Genomic DNA, 17286 nt, shown 5'->3' on the forward strand with positions numbered 1-17286 from the left:
TCATGAAAGCCGGCATCCATCCCGAATACCGCGACGTCGTCTTCCAGGACGTGACCTCGGACTTCAAGATCCTGACCCGCTCGACCCTCTCCAGCAAGGAGACGGTGAAGTGGGAAGACGGCAACGAGTACCCGCTGATCAAGGTGGAAGTCTCGTCGTCCTCGCACCCCTTCTACACCGGCCAGAACAAGGTGATGGACACCAGCGGCCGCGTCGACAGGTTCCGCAAGCGCTACCAGAAGTAAGCGCCCGCGACAGCGTGTGCATGAGCGGCCGCCCTTGGGCGGCCGTTTCGTTTTGGTTGATCCGGGTCAGGCGCCTGCGACTTTCGTCCGGGGTGCCGGACTGGCCGCATATGCGATAATTCCGCTTTCCCATGCGCTGGCGCATGGCCCCGAGCGGCCGCGTGCCGGGCACCCCCAATGGAGTTGCGCCGTGTCCGAACTTGACCAGATCACCATGACCGCAGGCGACAAATCGGTCGTCATGCCCGTGCTGAAGCCCACCTTGGGCCAGCCATGCGTGGACATCGCCAAGCTGCCCAAGGAAACCGGCTGCTTCACCTACGATCCGGGCTTCGGCGCCACCGCCAGCTGCAAGTCGGCGATCACCTACATCGACGGCGACGCAGGCGTGCTGCTGTACCGCGGCTATCCGATCGAGCAGCTGGCCGAGAACTCCACCTTCACCGAGGTGGCCTACCTGCTCATGCACGGCGAGCTGCCGAACGCGCAGCAGCTGGATGGCTTCGAGCATGAAGTCACCCACCACACGATGATGCACGAGGCGTTCCGCACCTTCCTGTACGGCTTCCGCCACGATGCGCATCCGATGGCGATGCTGACCGGCATGCTGGGCTCGCTGGCCAGCTTCTACCACAACGACCTCGACCTCGAGGACCCGGAGCAGCGCCGCCTGGCCGCGATCCGCCTGATCGCCAAGGTGCCGACCATCGCGGCGGCCTGCTACCGCTATTCGATCGGCTGGCCGATCCGCTACCCGCGCAACAACCTCGACTTCACCACCCGCTTCCTGCACATGATGAAGGAAGTGCCGAGCGAGCCGCTGGAGCTGAATCCGGTGGCTGCCAAGGCGATGGATCTGCTGTTCATCCTGCACGCCGACCACGAGCAGAACGCCTCCACCTCGACCGTGCGCCTGGTCGGTTCGACCGGCGCCAACCCGTACGTCAGCGTGGCCGCCGGCGTGGCCGCGCTGTGGGGCCCGGCGCACGGCGGCGCCAACGAGGCGGTGCTGAAGATGCTGGCCGAGATCGGCCGGCCGGAGAACGTGAAGTCGGCGATCGACAAGGCCAAGGACAAGGAATCCGGCTTCCGCCTGATGGGCTTCGGCCATCGCGTCTACAAGAACTACGACCCGCGCGCGGCGCTGGTGCGCAAGATGACCCACGACGTGCTGGGCGCGCTCAACGTCAACGACCCGCTGCTGGAAGTGGCGGTGCGGCTGGAAGAGGCGGCGCTGAAGGACGATTACTTCGTGCAGCGCAAGCTCTACCCGAACGTCGATTTCTACAGCGGCCTCATCTACAAGGCGCTGGGCATCCCGGTGGAGATGTTCACGGTGATGTTCGCCATCGCCCGCACCGCCGGCTGGGTCAGCCACTGGCTGGAGCAGCAGGAAGATCCGGAAAACCGCATCGGCCGCCCGCGCCAGATCTACACCGGCTCGGCCCAGCGCGACTACCTGGCGATGGCCAAGCGCTGAGCCAGCGCCACAGCGTCGCAACGAAAACGCCCCGCAAGGGGCGTTTTCTTTTGTGCGATGCGACCCGCGGCATGGCCGGGCAGCGGGGTTTCGCTGGCCGCGGGCTTGTCAGGGGTGCTGGTGCGCGCGGATTTCCTCCTCGGCCAGCAGTGCGCGCAGCTGCGCCGCCGAAGCGCGCTGCATCGGCCGTTCGTCGATGCCGGACAGTGGTGCCTGGCGCAGGCCGTCCAGCGGCAGCACGGTGGCGTCGAAGGCAAGCTCTTCGGCGCTGAACAGCCAGCCTGGCGCGTCCAGCGCGCGCTCCCGATCCAGCCGCAGGTGGCGGCTGCGCGGCTGTGCAGGGATGCCGTGTTCGTCCAGCCAGCGCGGCACCGCGTCGGGATCGTCGCTGTGCAGGTGCAGGTCGACCGCTGAACGGGCGTCGGCGGTGCCTTCCAGCACCGGCCCGACCAGGCGCGGCCGGAAGCCGGCGAAGAACTCCAGCGCGCGCAGTGCGGCCTCGCGACGGCGGCGCAACTCCAGCGGCTGGCGGTCGCCCAGGAACAGCCGCTGGTATTCGCGCAGTGCGTCCTCGATCTCGCGGTTGCGCGGCAGCGAGGCGTCGTCGAGGATGCCCAGCCGCTGTGCGGCCTTGCGCTTGGCCATGTGGAAATCGCGGATGCCGCCTTCGGCCATCAGCCGGGCGGCTTCATGCGCCAGCCGCTGGCGGCGCTCGCGGGTGCGGGTCTGCGCGTGCAGGTGCGCATGGGCGTGCTGACGGCTGTCCGGCATCGACGGAACCTCATGGCGACCTGCGCCGACTGTACCCGAGCGGGCAGCGGGCTGCGCGTGACGAAGGTTGGCCGTCAGAAGATGTCGAAGGATTCCTCGGTCGGCTGTTCATCGAGTTCCGGCTCGACCAGCGATTCCTCTTCCATCCGCTGCAGGTCTTCGGCCTTGACCCATTCGACGATGCCGCCTTCGCCGCCCGGCAGCAGCCTGCCGTTGGCGCTGACGCCGACCTTGACCATGCCGGCGGGCGGTTCGGGCAGCCGCTCGGGCTGGCCCTTCAGCGCCACCTGCATGTAGCTGATCCAGATCGGCAGCGCCGCCTTGCCGCCGTATTCGCGATAGCCCAGCGAGCGGAAGTCGTCGCGGCCCACCCAGACGGTGGTGACGTACGGGCCGCCGAAGCCGGAGAACCAGGCGTCGCGGTGGTCGTTGGTGGAACCGGTCTTGCCGCCCACGTCCTCGCGGTTCAGCACCCGCGCGGCGGTGGCGGTGCCGCGCTTGACCACGTCGCGCATCATCGAGGCCAGCTGCCAGGCCACGCGCGGATCGATCGCACGCGGGGCGACCAGGATGTCCGGATCGACCGGCGGCGGCGTGGCGGCGGGTTGCGCGGCCGGCTTGCCGGCGGTTGCCGCGGATGCGGTTGCGCCAGCCGGACCGAGGTCGAAGCCGTCCACCTGCGTGGTGGCCGGTGCGGCGACTGCCCGGCCGGGAGCGGTGGCAACCGCGCAGGATGGGCAGGCGACCGGCGCGGCCTCCTTGAAGACCTCCTTGCCGTCGCGATCGCGCACGCTGTCGATCACCCACGGGGTGACCAGGAAGCCGCCGTTGGCGAACGCGCCGTAGCCGCGGGCCACCGACAGCGGCGTCAGCGAGGCGGTGCCCAGCGACATCGACAGGTTGGGCGGCAGGCTGGCTTCATCGAAGCCGAAATGGCTGATGTAGCGACGTGCGTACTCCACCCCGATGGTGTCCAGCAGGCGCACCGACACCAGGTTGCGCGACTGCACCAGCGCCTCGCGCACGCGCATCGGGCCGGCGAAGTTGCCGCTGTCGTTCTGCGGCCGCCATTCCTTGCCGCGGCGGTCCTTGAACACCACCGGCGCGTCCAGCACGATCGAGGCCGGGTTGAAACCGCGCTCGAAGGCCGCGGCGTAGAGGAAGGGCTTGAAGCTGGAGCCGGGCTGGCGGCGTGCCTGGGTGGCGCGGTTGAACTTGTTGCCGGCGAAGCTGTAACCGCCCACCAGCGCGCGCAGGGCGCCGTTGTCGGCGTCCAGCGACACCAGCGCCACCTGTGCCCGCGGGATCTGGTCGATTTCCCAGCGCGGTGGCGCCTCGGGCTTGTCGGCGGGGGCGGGCAGCCGGCGCACGCGCACCACGTCGCCGCGCTTGGCCAGCGCCGCAGCCGGTTTGCCGGTCCAGGCGATGGCGCTGCCGCTCAACGCCAGTTCGCTGCCGTCGCGCAGCACCACCGCCAGGCGGCCACCGGCGGTGTCGACCACCACCGCCGGAAGCAGATCGTTCTGCGTCGGGATCGCGCGCAGCAGCTGGCCGATGGTGGTGGCGTCGGCGCCTTCCGGGATCTGCACGGTTTGCTCTGGCTTGCGCCAGCCGTGGCGGCGGTCGTACACGCGCAGCCCATCCATCACCGCGCGGTCTGCGGCCGCCTGCAGCACCGGGTCGATGGTGGTGGTGACGTGGTAACCCTTGTTCAGCACGTCGCCGCCGAAGCGTTCCACCATCTGCTGGCGCACCATCTCCGCCACGTAGGGCGCGTACACCTCGATCTCCCGCTCGTGCGGCTTGGCGTGCATGGGCGCGCGGCGCGCGGCCTCGGCCTCGGCGCGGCTGACGAAGCCCAGCTCCGCCATCCGCGGCAGGATGTAGTTGTCGCGGCGGATGCGGGCGCGCTCGGGGTTGCTGAGCGGGTTGCCGCTGGACGGGAACTTGGGGATGCCGGCCAGGGTGGCGGCTTCGTCCAGGCTGAGCTGGTCCAGGCTCTTGCCGTAGTAGAACTCGGCCGCCGCCGCCACGCCGTAGGCGCGGTTGCCGAAGAAACTCTTGTTGAGGTACAGCTCGAAGATCTCGTCCTTGGCAAGCTCCCGCTCCATCTTCATCGCCAGCAGCATTTCGGCGAATTTGCGCCGGAAGCTGTACTCGGAGCTGAGGAAGAACTGCTTGGCCACCTGCTGGGTGATGGTGGAGCCGCCCGCCACCCGTTCCTGGCCGCCGGTCTTGGCCAGCAGCCAGACCGCACGCAGCACGCCCTTCACGTCGATGCCGTGGTGTTCGTAGAAATTGGCATCCTCGGCGGCCAGGAAGGCCTGCTTGACCCGCAGCGGGACCTTGCCGATCTCGACCGGATAGCGCCGCATTTCACCGAACAGGCCGATCAGGCGGCCGTCGCGGGCGTACACGTACATCGGCTCCTGCAGTTCGATTGAACGCAGGCTCTGCACGTCCGGCAGGCGGGCGCTGACCGCGTAGACCATGATGCCGAGCGCCACGCCGCCGGCCAGGCAGACGGCGGCCGCGCCGAGCAGGGTCCAGCGCAACAGGCGGGGAATGCGGGGCATGGGCGCAGATTCCGATTGCAGCAAACGGGGCTGCGGAGTATAGAGTAGGCGCCGGTAACGACCGGCCCACGGGGGTGGCCGGTTTCCCTTCGCGCATGCGTAAATGGAAACCGGACAGGGCGAAATGGGGCATGTCAGACTTGCGCATCGGTGGAAACCGGTTGCCTTGACGTGAAAAGTCCGTTATTCATGTAGTACAGCACCTGTTGCGCGTAAGCGCATGTGGCAAGGGGAGATACCGTGGGTCTGGGGACGAAGACGCAACCGCCGTTGATCGGCGTGGACATCAGTTCGACCGCGGTCAAGCTGCTGCAGCTTGCGCGTACCGGCGACCGTTACCGCGTGGAGCACTACGCGGTGGAGCCGCTGCCGCCGAATGCCGTGGTCGAGAAGAACCTGGTCGAGGTCGAGGCCGTGGGCGAAGCGATCCGCCGCGCGGTGGCGCGTTCGGGAACGCGGATCAAGAACGCCGCCGCTGCGGTGTCCGGCTCCTCGGTGATCACCAAGGTGATCCCGATGCCCGCCGCCCTCAGCGAGGACGAGCTGGAATCGCAGATCGAGCTGGAAGCGGTCAACTACATCCCGTACCCGGTCGAGGAAGTGAACCTCGACTTCGAGGTGCTGGGACCGATGCCCGGCAACAGCGAGATGGTGCAGGTGCTGCTGGCGGCCTCGCGCTCCGAGAACGTCGAGATCCGCGCCTCCGCGCTCGAGCTCGGCGGCTTGACCGCCAAGGTCATCGACGTCGAGGCCTTCTGCATCGAGAACGCCTTCGCGCTGATGGCGCCGACGCTGAACGTGCCGCGCGACGGCCTGGTGGCGCTGGTCGACGTCGGTGCCACCATGACCACGCTCAACGTCCTGCGCGGTGGCCGCAGCATCTACACCCGCGAGAACGTGTTCGGCGGCAAGCAGCTGACCGACGAGGTCATGCGCCGCTACAGCCTGAGCTATGAGGAAGCCGGCCTGGCCAAGCGCCAGGGCGGGCTGCCGGAAAGCTACGAGATCGAGGTGCTCGATCCGTTCAAGGAAGCCATGGTCCAGCAGGTCAGCCGCCTGCTGCAGTTCTTCTACGCCGGCAGCGAGTTCAATCGCGTCGACCAGGTGGTGCTGGCGGGTGGCTGCGCCTCCATCCCCGGCATCGCCGCGATGGTGGAGGAGCAGCTCGGTATCCCGAGCGTGATGGCCAACCCCCTGGCGCAGATGACGCTGGGCCCGCGCGTGCAGGCGCACGCCCTGGCGCAGGACGCCCCGGCGTTGATGATCGCCTGCGGGCTGGCACTGAGGAGCTTCGACTGATGGCACGGATCAATCTCCTCCCGTGGCGCGAGGAGCGCCGCAAGGCCCGGCAGAAGGAATTCGCCGGCATGGTCGGGCTGGCGGTCGTCGCCGGCCTGCTGTTGTCGTTCCTGATCTACAGCTTCTACAGCGGCCGCGTTTCCACCCAGACCGCCCGCAACGAATACCTGCGCGGCGAGATCGCCAAGGTCGATGGCCAGATCAAGGAGATCGAGGCGCTCGACAAGAAGAAGTCGAAGCTGCTGGCGCGCAAGGAAGTGATCGAGCAGCTGCAGGCCAACCGCGCGCAGATGGTGCACCTGTTCGATTCGCTGGTCCGCACCATCCCCGACGGGGTGGCGCTGACTGCGATCAAGCAGGAGGGCGATATCCTCACCCTGAGCGGTCGCTCGCAGTCCAATGCGCGGGTCTCGACCTACATGCGCAATCTGGAAAGCTCGGGCTGGATGACCAACCCCGATCTGAACGTGATCGAGGCCAAGGAAGGCAATACCGGCCTGCCCTACGAATTCACCCTGAAGGTCAAGCTGGCCAATCCGAACGCGCCCAAGGACGGCGAGGCCGCGACGAAGGCGCCGGTCGCGCCGAAGGCGTCCGCGCCTGCTGCTGGAGGAGCCGCCTCGTGAACAACAAAAAGAAGGTCAACCTTCGCGAACTGGAACTCAACAACATCGGCGGCTGGCCGCGCCAGGCGCAGCTGGGTTTCTGCGGCCTGATCGTGCTGTTGCTGGTCGTGCTGGCTTGGTTCCTGGTGGTCAGTGGCAAGCGTGACGAGCTCAAGGGGCTCGAGGCGCAGGAAACCGAGCTGCGTACCGAGTTCGAGACCAAGCAGGGTCGCGCCGCCAACCTGGAACCGCTCAAGCAGCAGCTGGCGCAGATGGAGCAGCAGTTGCAGCAGATGCTGCGGCAGCTGCCCAGCAAGACCGAAATGCCAGACCTGATCGTGGACATCTCGCAGACCGCGCTTGCCACCGGCATCCAGAACGACCTGTTCCAGCCGGGTCCGGAGGCGAAGCAGGAGTTCTACGCCGAGAAGCCGATCATGCTGCGGATGGTAGGCAGCTACCACCAGTTCGGTGCCTTTGTCAGCGGCGTGGCGTCGCTGCCGCGCGTGGTCATCATGACCATGCACGACATCTCGCTGCAGCCGAAAAAGACCAAAGACAACCCCAACGCCCGCATCGGTGCCAACAGTGCGCTGGAACTGGCCGGTACGGTCAAGACCTACCGCTACCTGGACGAGGAAGAGGCGGCGCAATCCGAGGCGGCCGTTGACGCCGCCAAGAAGGAGGGCAAGTGACCATGCGCCTGACATCGCTTAGTCGCGTCTTCCGCCTGGCGTCCGTGTTGCTCCTGTGCGGCCTGCTGGCCGCCTGCGGCAGCGGCCGCGGCGATCTGGAGAAATGGGTGGCCGAGGTCAAGGCCAAACCCGCCCCGCCGCTGGATCCGCTTCCGGTCATGCAGCAGTTCGAAACGTTCGAATACACCGCGCAGAACATGCGCGACCCGTTCGACCAGGCCTTCAGCGGGGAAGGTTCCAGCAGCGGCCCGCGGCCCGACCCGGGCCGGCGCAAGCAGACGCTGGAGATGTTTTCGCTGGACAGCCTGAAAATGGTGGGCTCGCTGGGGGGCGGCAAGAACCTGGTGGCGCTGGTGATGGCCCCGGACAAGGTGACCTACCGGGTAATGCCGGGGGTTTACCTGGGGCAAAGCGACGGCCGGGTGACCGGCGTCTACGAAGACCGGATCGAACTGGTCGAACTGGTTCCGGATGGCGCAGGCGGCTGGCTGGAACGTCCCGCCAAGCTGGCGCTCGAAGACAATTGATTTGGGGAATAGACCGATGACCGTCAACAACGCCAAGCAAACGCAGTCCGTCCGGCGTCCCTTGCACCTAGGGGCGCTCGCGGCAGGACTCGCGGCAGGTCTCTATGCGGCTGGTGCGGCTGCACTGCCCGCCACCACCGTGGTCCTGGGCATGGGCCAATCCGCTACCGGAGCCCTGGCCGATCCCGCCAAGCGCATGCCGGACGCGGTCACCGTGTCCGCGATCGATTTCAAGCGCGGTGACGACGGGGCGGGCAAGCTGATCCTGCGCTTCTCCGGCGAGGGCGCTGCCCCCGACCTGCGCAACATGGGCTCCAGCGTAGTGGTGGACATCGGCAACGCGCAGTTGCCGGCGGCGCTGCAGCGGCCGATCAACGTCACCGACTTCGCCACCCCCGTGCAACGGATCGACGCGCGCGCAACCAGCAGCGGCGCGCAGCTGGTGCTGGGGACCAAGGGCCTGTTCGAATCCATGGCCTACCAGCGCGGCAACGAATACATCGTGGAAATCCTGCCGCGCGCCGCTGCGCCCGTGGTAGCGCAGGTCCAGGGCCGTACCCCCGCCGTCGGCGCCACCGCCAGCGGCGGTGCCGGCAGCGAAGCGGTCACGCGTTACGGCGGCAAGCCGGTGACCTTCAACTTCCAGGACGTGCCGGTGCGCACCGTCCTGCAGCTGATCGCCGACGAATCCAACCTCAACATCGTTGCTGCCGACACCGTGCAGGGCAACGTCACCCTGCGTCTGGTCAACGTGCCGTGGGACCAGGCGCTGGATCTGGTGCTGCAGGCCAAGTCGCTGGACAAGCGCCGCAGCGGCAACGTGGTGTGGGTGGCCCCGCAGAAGGAAATCGCCGATTTCGAGCAGGCCAAGGAAGACGCCCGCATCAACCTCGAGGAGCGCGCCGAGAAGGTGACCGAATACATCCCGGTCAACTACGCCAATGCCGAGGACATCGCCCGCCTGTTGACCGAAGAGAGCAAGGGCAACCAGCAGGGCGGTGGCCAGAGTGGCGGCCAGAACGCGCAGGACCGTGGCTTCCTGTCCGGACGCGGCAGCATCAGCTTCGACAAGCGCACCAACACGCTGCTGGTGATCGACATCCCGCAGCGCGTAGCCAACATCAAGAATCTGGTCCAGCAGCTCGACAAGCCGGTGGATCAGGTGGTGATCGAAGCCCGCATCGTGATCGCCAACGAGAACGTGGCGCGCGAGCTGGGTGCGAAGTTCGGCATCACCGGCGTCAAGGACAACGTGCTTTACAGCAACAGCATTGGCAACAACATTGCCAATCAGAATGCGATCGTCAACGCGAACAACCAGAACAACAGTACCAACCCGCCGACGCCGCCAGCCGTGCCGACGATCACGCGTGGGCTGATGAGCAACCTGCCCGCCACCCTGACGGGTGCCACCGCTGGGTCGCTGGCGCTGTCGATCCTCAACGCCGGCTATGCGCTGGACGTGGAGCTCTCTGCGATCCAGACCCAGGGGCGCGGCGAAGTGCTCTCCAACCCGCGCATCGTCACCAGCAACCAGAAGGAAGCGGTGATCCGGCAGGGCAAGGAAATCGGCTACCTGACCGTCTCCGGCGGCCAGGGCGGCAACGTGCCTACCGTGCAGTTCAAGGAAGCGCTGCTGGAACTCAAGGTGACGCCGACCATCACCAACGATGGCCGCGTCTTCCTGAACATGAGCGTGAAGAAGGACGAGCTGGATGGCTTCATCAGCCTGGGCAGCTTCGGCGAGGTGCCGCAGATCGCCAAGCGCGAGGTCACCACGGCGGTGCTGGTCGAGGATGGCCAGACCGTTGTGATCGGCGGCGTCTACGAATTCAGCGACACTTCCGAGATATCGAAGGTGCCGTTCCTCGGCGACATTCCGCTGCTCGGCAACCTGTTCCGCAACAAGAACCGGACCAAGAGCAAGGCCGAGCTGCTGGTATTCGTGACGCCGAAGGTCATGCGCGTCGCACAGCACTGATCGCTTGCCGTCTGCGACGACTGGAACGGGAGCCGAAGGGCTCCCGTTCCGTTTTTGCCGTCGGTCATCACGGTCGATGGGGCCGGATTGTTCGCCGCCGTGCGCCGCGCGTGCGAACCTTTGACGACAAGACAGGTCGAAGCTGTCTGCATTCGAGGGACAGAGATGGACAACCCCGCACCCGAAATTTCCCGCCTGCATGCGGTTTTCCGCGATCTGCGCGACGTGCTGGCGGAGGAGATCGTCGGCCAGGCTGCGCTGATCGAACGCCTGCTCATCGCCCTGCTGGCGGATGGCCACCTGCTGGTGGAAGGCGCGCCGGGGCTGGCCAAGACCACCGCGATCCGCGCGTTGGCGGCGCGGCTGGAAGCGGACTTCGCGCGCGTGCAGTTCACTCCCGACCTGCTGCCCGCCGACCTGACCGGCACCGAGGTGTGGCGGCCGCAGGATGGCCGCTTCGAATTCCAGCCCGGGCCGATCTTCCATTCCATCCTGCTGGCCGATGAGATCAACCGCGCGCCGGCCAAGGTGCAGTCGGCACTGCTGGAGGCGATGGGCGAGCGCCAGGTGACGGTAGGGCGGGCGACCTATCCGCTGCCGTCGCTGTTCCTGGTGATGGCGACGCAGAACCCGATCGAGCAGGAGGGCACGTTCCCGCTGCCGGAAGCGCAGCTGGACCGGTTCCTGATGCATGTGCGGATCGGCTATCCGCAGGCGGATGCCGAAACCGAGATCCTGCGGCTGGCGCGCGAGCGCGCCCGCGATGCGCTGCGACCGGCCACCACGCCTGCATCGCGGATCGCGCAGGCCGATGTGTTCGCCGCCCGTCGCGCCGTGCTCGACCTGCACATGGCGGCGCCGCTGGAGCGTTATCTGGTCGAGCTGGTGCTGGCCTCGCGCGACGCCGCCCGTTACGACGCCGCGCTGGGCCGGCGCATCGCCTGGGGCGCCAGCCCGCGCGGCTCGATCGCGCTGGAGCGCTGCGCGCGCGCGCGCGCGTGGCTGGACGGGCGCGACTACGTCACCCCCGACGACGTGCGCGCGGTCGCGCCCGACGTGCTGCGCCACCGCGTGCTGCCCAGCTTCGAGGCCACCGCCGAGGGCTGGGACGGCGAGCGGCTGGTCGGCGAACTGCTGCGGCTGGTACCGCTGCCGTAATCGCGGCTAGGAATCCGCAGGCAATGGCCCAGACTCCGCGATCCAGTACGCAGGCAACCACCGAGGCGATCACGGGTGATGGCATCGTGCCCAGCCTGGCCGAATTGGTGGCGCTGCGCGCGCTGGCGCAGGGGCGGCGGCCACCGCGGCGCGGCCAGCACGGAGTGCAGGGGCATGCGTTGTCCAACCTGCGCGGGCGCGGGATGGAATATGCGGAGTCGCGCGAATACGCGGCTGGCGACGACGCCCGTCACATCGACTGGCGGCTGACCGCGCGCAGCGGCAAGGCGCATACCAAGCTGTTCCAGGCCGAACGCGAGCGACTCACGCTGGTGGTGGCCGATACCGCGCCAGCGCTGTATTTCGGCACCCGGGTGCGGTTCAAGTCGGTGCAGGCGGCGCGCGCGGGTGCGCTGGCTGCTTGGCTGGCCGCGCGTGATGGCGACCGCATCGCCGCCCTGCGCGGTGCTTTGCAGGAAGCGCCGGTGGCGCCCGCCTCCGGCCAGCGCGGCGCGCTGCGCGTGCTGGATGCGCTGGTGCGCTGGTACGCGCAGCCGCCGAAAGACGACGCCGGGCTGGCAAAAGCGCTTGAACATGCGCGCCGGCTGCTGCGGCCGGGCTCGCGGGTGATCGTGCTGGCCGATCCGGCCAGCGTGCTGGCGGTGCCGGCGCCGCTGTGGGCCGGCATCGGCCAGCACCATGATGCCGTCGTCCTGCTGCTGACCGATCCGCTGGAACGGCGGCCGCCGGCCGCGCGCCTGCCGTTCTCGCTGGACGGCGAACGGTTGGAGCTGGCGCTGGATGCGGCCGCGGTGCGGCAGCGCTGGTTGCAGGCGTTCGATGCGCCGATGCAGGGTGCGCTGGCGCTGCTGCAGCGTCAGCGCATCCGCGCCCAGCCGCTGTCCAGCGATGATCCCGCCGATGCGTGGCTGGCGCTGCTGGATGGCCCGGCGAGGAGGACGGGGTGAAGCTGCAGCCCGCGCCGACGTTGCAGCTGAAAGACGTGCATCCGGGCGTCGCGCCGGACTGGTGGCCGCCGGCGCCTGGCTGGTGGCTGCTGCTCGGCATCGTGCTGTTGCTCGCGCTCTGGCTGGGACGCTGGTGGTCACGACGGCGACGACGCCAGCGCGAACTGGCCCGCTATTTCGATGAAGCGCTGGCGCGGGCGGCATCGCCCCCGGCGCAGGTCGCGGCGATGTCCGAGCTGCTGCGGCGCGCGGCGAGGCGCATCGATCCACAGGCAGATCGCCTGCAGGGTGAAGCATGGCTGGCCTTTCTCGACGCCGGACTCAAGCCGCCTGCATTCCTGCATGGGCCGGGCGCGCTGCTGGTGGATGGTGCGTTCCGGCCCGCCGTCGATCCGGCTGCGGTGGAAGCGCTGCGCGTGGTCGCGCGTCGGCGTTACCTGCAGTGGATGCAGCACGCATGACGGCGCTGCGCGAACTGGCAGGGATCGACGGCTTCGCCTGGCCGTGGCTGTTGCTGGCAGTGGTAGTGCCGTGGCTGCTGCAGCTGCTGCCGCCATTGCGCGGCGGAGAGGGCGAGGCCGCGCTGCGGGTGCCGTGGCGGCGCCTGCGTGAAGTGGCCGAGGGTGGCAGTGGCCGGCCGCAGGCGCGCGGGTTCCCATGGCTGCGGTGGTTGGCCTGGTGCCTGCTGTGCGTGGCGGCCGCGCGGCCGCAGCAGCTGGGCCCGCCGGTGGCGCCGCCGCAGGCGGGACGCGAACTGATGCTGGCGGTCGACCTGTCCGCCAGCATGGGCGAGGAGGACATGGAGCTGGGCGGCCGCATCGTCGACCGCCTCACCGCCGCCAAGGCGGTGCTGGCCGACTTCCTCGACCGTCGTGCCGGTGACCGCGTCGGCCTGATCGTGTTCGGCGACCGCGCCTACGCACTGACGCCGCTGACGCCGGATCGCGCGAGCGTGCGCCAGCAGCTGGATGGCACCGTGGTCGGATTGGCCGGCCGCGCCACCGCGCTGGGCGATGCCATCGCGTTGGCCACCAAGCGGTTGCAGCAGCGCGATGCCGGTGCGCCGGCGCGTGATCGCGTGCTGATCCTGCTGACCGACGGGGTCAACACCGCCGGCATGCTGGAGCCGGAACGGGCCGCGCAGATCGCCCGCGACGCCGGCGTGCGCATTCACGCCATCGCCTTCGGTGGCGCCGGGGCCGCGGTGTCGGTGTTCGGTTTCCAGCTGCCGCTGGGTGGTGGCGACGAAGTCGACGAAGCCGGCCTCGCCAAGATCGCCGAACTGACCGGCGGCCGGTTCTTCCGCGCCCGCGCGGTGGACGAGCTGGCCGGCATCTATGCCGAGATCGACCGGCTGGAGCCGGTCCAGCGGGCCGGGCAGGTGGTGCGTCCGCGGATCGAGCGCTACCCGCTGCCGCTGGGGCTGGCGCTGGCCCTGGGCGGGGTGGTGCTGCTAGCACGGAGGCGCGCGGCATGAGCGCGCTCTGGGCCGCACTGGCGCAACTGCATTTCCTGCGGCCGTGGTGGCTGCTGGCGCTGCTGCTGGTGCCGCTGCTGGCGTGGCGGCTGCGCGCGCGCGCGCGCCGGCGCTCCGGCTGGCGCGAGGCGGTGGATGCACATCTGCTGCCACATCTGCTGGAGCCGGGCGGTTCAGCGACGGGCGGTGCATGGACGCAGCGGCTGGCCTTGCTGGGGCTGCTGCTGGCGCTGCTGGCGCTGGCCGGGCCGAGCTTGCGCAAGCAGCCGCAGCCGCTGTGGCAGAGCCGGCAGCCGCTGGTGGTAGCGCTGGATCTCTCTCGCGCTGCGCTGGCCCGCGACCTGCCGCCAACCCGACTGGCGCAGGCGCGCGCCAAGCTGGCCAGCCTGCTGCGCGAACGCGCCGGCGGGCAGGTGGCGTTGGTGGCATTCGCCGAAGACGCCTACACCGTGGCCCCGCTGACCGACGATGCCGGCAACGTCGCCCTGTTCCTCGACGCGCTGGCGCCGGACGTGATGCCGGCCGACGGCCAGCGCATCGATCGCGCCATCGCCTGGTCGCAGCGCCTGCTGCAGCAGGCCGGTTTCCCGCGCGGCGACATCCTGCTGCTGACCGATCACGCCGATGCTGCCGCCATCGCGATGGCGGCCAAGGCTGCTGCCGCCGGCTATCGGGTGTCGGCGCTTGGACTGGGCACGGCGCAGGGCGGCGTGTTCGAAACGCCAACCGGCCTGGTGCAGGCGCGGCTGGATGCGCCGTCGCTGCGCGCGCTGGCGACCAGCGGTGGCGGCGGCTACCGCGCGCTGGCGGCGGACGCTGCGGACCTGCACGCGCTGGGCGTGTTGGAGCCGCGGCAGGCGGATGGCGCCGCGGCGCGCGGCGCTGCCGTGGCGCAATGGCAGGACGATGGCGCATGGCTGCTGCCGTTGGTGCTGGCCTGCTTCCTGCCGCTGTTCCGTCGCGGCAATGCACTGGTGCTGCTGCTGGCCGGTGCGCTGTGGCTGCAGCCGCCACCGGCACGCGCGCAGGACGCAGGCAGCCGCGGCGGCACGCTCTGGCAACGCGCCGACCAGCTTGCCCACGCGCGGCTGCAGGCGGGTATCGCTGCCTACAGGACGAAGGACTACCCGCGCGCCATCGAGGAGTTTTCCGGTCTCACCGGCGCCGACGCCCAGTACAACCTCGGCAACGCCCTGGCCCAGGCCGGGCGCTACGACGAAGCGCTGGCGGCCTACGACCGCGCGCTGCGCCAGCGGCCGGACATGGCCGATGCCCGTTACAACCGCGCGCAGGTGGAAGCAGCGCGGCGTCAACAGCAACAGCAGCAGCAACAGCAGCAGAATCAGCAACAGCAACAGCAACAGCAACAGCAACAGGACCAACAGAAACAGCAACAGGACCAACAGAAACAGCAGCAGCCGCAGCAGCCGCAGCAGCAAGATCAAGCGCAGCAGCAGAACGGACAGCAAAGCGCAGAGCAGCCAGCATCGCCCGGCGGACGGCAGGAGCAGCAACCCGGGCAGCAGGACGCGCAGCAATCGGCGGGCGGACAGCCGCCGCCCGATGCGCAGCAGGATGGGCGCGAGCAGGCGCAGGCCGATGCGGCGCAGCGCCAGCGCATGCAGGAGGCGTTGCACAAGCGGCAGGGCCAACGCGGGCAGCCACAGGGCGAAGTCTCCGGATCGGTGCGGGAAACGCCGGAACAGCGCGAGCGTCGGCTGGCCAATGAGGCGTGGCTGCAGCGGGTGCCGGATGATCCCGGCGCGCTGCTGCGCGCGCGCTTCCAGCTGGAAGCGCGGCGCCGGAGAGAAGGCGGCGGGCCATGAGGCGCGTGTTCGCCCGCGTCCTGCTGCTTCTGCTGGTGCTGGTTGCGCTGCCGGTGTCGGCGCAGACGCGGGCGTGGCTGGACCGCGCTGAAATCACCTATGGCGAAACCGTGGCGCTGAACATCAGCACCGACCAATCAGTGGCGGAAATCGACTACGCCCCGCTGCGCGCGCAGTTCGAGATCGGCGGGCAGAGCGTGCGGCGCAGCTACACGTTGGCTAACGGGCAGGCGCGGCGCATGTCGGTGTTCTCGGTCGGCCTGCGTCCGCGCGCGCCCGGCCTGGCCAGCGTGCCGGCACTGCGGGTCGGCAACGCCAGCACCGCGCCGCTGCGGCTGGTGGTACTGGAGCCGGCGGTGCAGCCGGCCAGCGCCGATGCCGATGTGTTCGTGGAAACCAGCGTCGATGCGCTGCAGCCCTATGTGCAGCAGGCGGTGGGCGTGACCGTGCGGCTGAATTACGCGGTCCCGCTGCTGTCCGGCCAGTTGGAGCTGGAGCCGCCGGCGCGCGCCAGCCTGCAGCGGGTGGGCGAGGACATCACCTACGAGCGGTTGCTGGGCGGGCGCCGCTACAGCGTGGTGGAACGGCGCTTCCTGCTGATCCCCGAGCGCAGCGGGCCGCTGCTGCTGGCGGGAGCGCGCCTGAACGGCATTACCGGCGGCGGCTTCAGCGGGCCGATGTTCGATGACGACCGCCGGCCGCTGTCGGCGGCCGCGCCCGACACGCACCTGCAGGTGCGGCCGATTCCCGCCAGTGCGCCGCAGCCGTGGTTGCCGCTGCACCAGCTGACGCTGCGCTATCTGCAGGCGCCGACGCAGGCGTTCGCCGGGCAGGCGGCAGCGATCGAACTGGAGCTGGTGGCCGACGGCGCCAGCGCTGCGCAGATGCCTGCGCTGGAGCTTGGCGCGGTGGCGGATGCGCAGGTGTTCGCGGACCCGCCGCGGGTGGAGGAGCAGTTCGTCGACGGCCGTCCGCGCACCACCGTGCGGCGGCGGTTTTCGCTGGTGTCGTCAACGCCGGGCATGTTGTCGGTGCCAGGGCCACGGATCCGCTGGTGGGATGCTGGCAGCAGCGTCGCGCGCATCGCCACGCTGCCGCCGCTGCAGCTGCGGGTGGCCGCCGGTGCCAACGCTGCCGGAAAGGAAGTGTCTCCCGCGCGTGCGCAGGACGAGGCAACTGCGGATGCGCCGAATGCTGCGGCGCCCCGCTCTGCAGTCGCGTCGCCGGGTTCGCCGGACTGGAAGCGGGCTTTGGCCTGGTTGTTGCCGCTGCTGATGGTGCTGATGGTGTTTGCGGTCATTGCAGTTCGGCGTCGGCATGCGCGCGTCGATGCGGGCACTTCGCATCAACCCGATGCGCCCGCCGCCGCAACGACGCCGTCCCTGGATGCCGCGCTGCGTTCGGGCGACTTCGGCGACATCCGCCGCGCGCTGGCCGCGCAAGCGGGGCTGCGGGTTGATGATTTCGACGCATTGCTGGCGCGGCTGGACGATCCCGCGCAAGTGCAGGCATTGCGGCGGATGCAGGCCGCGCGCTGGGGCGGCGGCCACCTGCAGGACGCATTGCAGGCGTTGCGCGCCGCGTTTGCGGGTGGCGCGCGCTGGCGGCCGACGAAGCAGGGCGCGCCATCCCTGCTTCCGCCGCTGTATCCGGACTGAGCCGGCGCGTTTGCTAAGCT

Annotated in this window: 14 protein-coding genes and 1 pseudogene; 13 read left to right on the top strand and 2 right to left on the bottom strand. The window is 69.2% G+C overall.

Annotated features, from left to right (window positions below):
• Window positions 1–2: 2 nt before the first annotated feature.
• Window positions 3–245, top strand: coding sequence for a type B 50S ribosomal protein L31 (locus E5S66_RS03305; protein WP_028838661.1), 243 nt, complete (start codon window positions 3–5; stop codon window positions 243–245).
• A gap of 190 nt (window positions 246–435) precedes the next feature.
• Window positions 436–1725: a citrate synthase gene (locus E5S66_RS03310; RefSeq protein WP_028838662.1), complete on the top strand. Its 1290-nt coding sequence runs from the start codon at window positions 436–438 to the stop codon at window positions 1723–1725.
• Between the two features lie 108 nt (window positions 1726–1833).
• Here E5S66_RS03310 and E5S66_RS03315 read toward each other — a convergent pair whose 3' ends face one another.
• Together E5S66_RS03315 and E5S66_RS03320 are read right to left on the bottom strand one after the other, a co-directional pair.
• Window positions 1834–2496: a hypothetical protein gene (locus E5S66_RS03315; RefSeq protein WP_038052721.1), complete on the bottom strand. Its 663-nt coding sequence runs from the start codon at window positions 2494–2496 to the stop codon at window positions 1834–1836.
• Window positions 2497–2570: 74 nt separating this feature from the next.
• The gene (locus tag E5S66_RS03320; protein WP_138347463.1) at window positions 2571–5072 is read right to left on the bottom strand and encodes a penicillin-binding protein 1A; all 2502 of its coding nucleotides are present in this window, start codon (window positions 5070–5072) and stop codon (window positions 2571–2573) included.
• Window positions 5073–5312: 240 nt separating this feature from the next.
• Between E5S66_RS03320 and E5S66_RS03325 the strand changes: the two genes are divergently transcribed.
• The 11 genes and pseudogenes from E5S66_RS03325 to E5S66_RS03375 all read left to right on the top strand — a co-directional run bounded on the left by E5S66_RS03325 (window position 5313) and on the right by E5S66_RS03375 (window position 17266).
• On the top strand, window positions 5313–6371 hold the full coding sequence (locus tag E5S66_RS03325) for a pilus assembly protein PilM (RefSeq protein WP_138347465.1): 1059 nt from the start codon (window positions 5313–5315) through the stop codon (window positions 6369–6371).
• Window positions 6371–6994: pseudogene (locus E5S66_RS03330) on the top strand (PilN domain-containing protein); the annotation flags it as partial. The gene E5S66_RS03325 and the pseudogene E5S66_RS03330, both read left to right, overlap by 1 nt.
• On the top strand, window positions 6994–7671 hold the full coding sequence (locus E5S66_RS03335; protein ID WP_028838666.1) for a type IV pilus inner membrane component PilO: 678 nt from the start codon (window positions 6994–6996) through the stop codon (window positions 7669–7671). The pseudogene E5S66_RS03330 and the gene E5S66_RS03335, both read left to right, overlap by 1 nt.
• A gap of 2 nt (window positions 7672–7673) precedes the next feature.
• A complete protein-coding gene (locus E5S66_RS03340; RefSeq protein ID WP_138347466.1) occupies window positions 7674–8198 on the top strand; it encodes a pilus assembly protein PilP in 525 nt (174 codons plus the stop codon).
• A 16-nt stretch (window positions 8199–8214) separates the two neighbouring features.
• Window positions 8215–10179, top strand: a complete 1965-nt coding sequence (locus tag E5S66_RS03345; RefSeq protein ID WP_138347468.1) for a type IV pilus secretin PilQ — start codon at window positions 8215–8217, stop codon at window positions 10177–10179.
• A 165-nt stretch (window positions 10180–10344) separates the two neighbouring features.
• Window positions 10345–11337, top strand: coding sequence for an AAA family ATPase (locus E5S66_RS03350; protein ID WP_138347470.1), 993 nt, complete (start codon window positions 10345–10347; stop codon window positions 11335–11337).
• 23 nt (window positions 11338–11360) lie between these two features.
• The gene (locus E5S66_RS03355) at window positions 11361–12305 is read left to right on the top strand and encodes a DUF58 domain-containing protein (RefSeq protein ID WP_138347472.1); all 945 of its coding nucleotides are present in this window, start codon (window positions 11361–11363) and stop codon (window positions 12303–12305) included.
• 2 nt (window positions 12306–12307) lie between these two features.
• Window positions 12308–12766 (top strand): DUF4381 domain-containing protein, encoded by a 459-nt coding sequence (locus E5S66_RS03360; protein WP_138347831.1) that lies wholly within the window; start codon window positions 12308–12310, stop codon window positions 12764–12766.
• Complete coding sequence (locus tag E5S66_RS03365; protein WP_138347474.1) at window positions 12763–13782, top strand: VWA domain-containing protein; 1020 nt, start codon at window positions 12763–12765, stop codon at window positions 13780–13782. The genes E5S66_RS03360 and E5S66_RS03365 overlap by 4 nt, the downstream gene beginning before the upstream one ends.
• The gene (locus E5S66_RS03370) at window positions 13779–15608 is read left to right on the top strand and encodes a VWA domain-containing protein (RefSeq protein WP_138347476.1); all 1830 of its coding nucleotides are present in this window, start codon (window positions 13779–13781) and stop codon (window positions 15606–15608) included. Before E5S66_RS03365 ends, E5S66_RS03370 begins: the two co-directional genes overlap by 4 nt.
• A complete protein-coding gene (locus tag E5S66_RS03375; protein WP_138347478.1) occupies window positions 15605–17266 on the top strand; it encodes a BatD family protein in 1662 nt (553 codons plus the stop codon). Before E5S66_RS03370 ends, E5S66_RS03375 begins: the two co-directional genes overlap by 4 nt.
• The last annotated feature ends 20 nt before the right edge of the window (window positions 17267–17286 follow it).

Origin of the sequence: Thermomonas fusca, from assembly GCF_005862345.1 — a bacterium.
Lineage (GTDB): Bacteria > Pseudomonadota > Gammaproteobacteria > Xanthomonadales > Xanthomonadaceae > Thermomonas > Thermomonas fusca.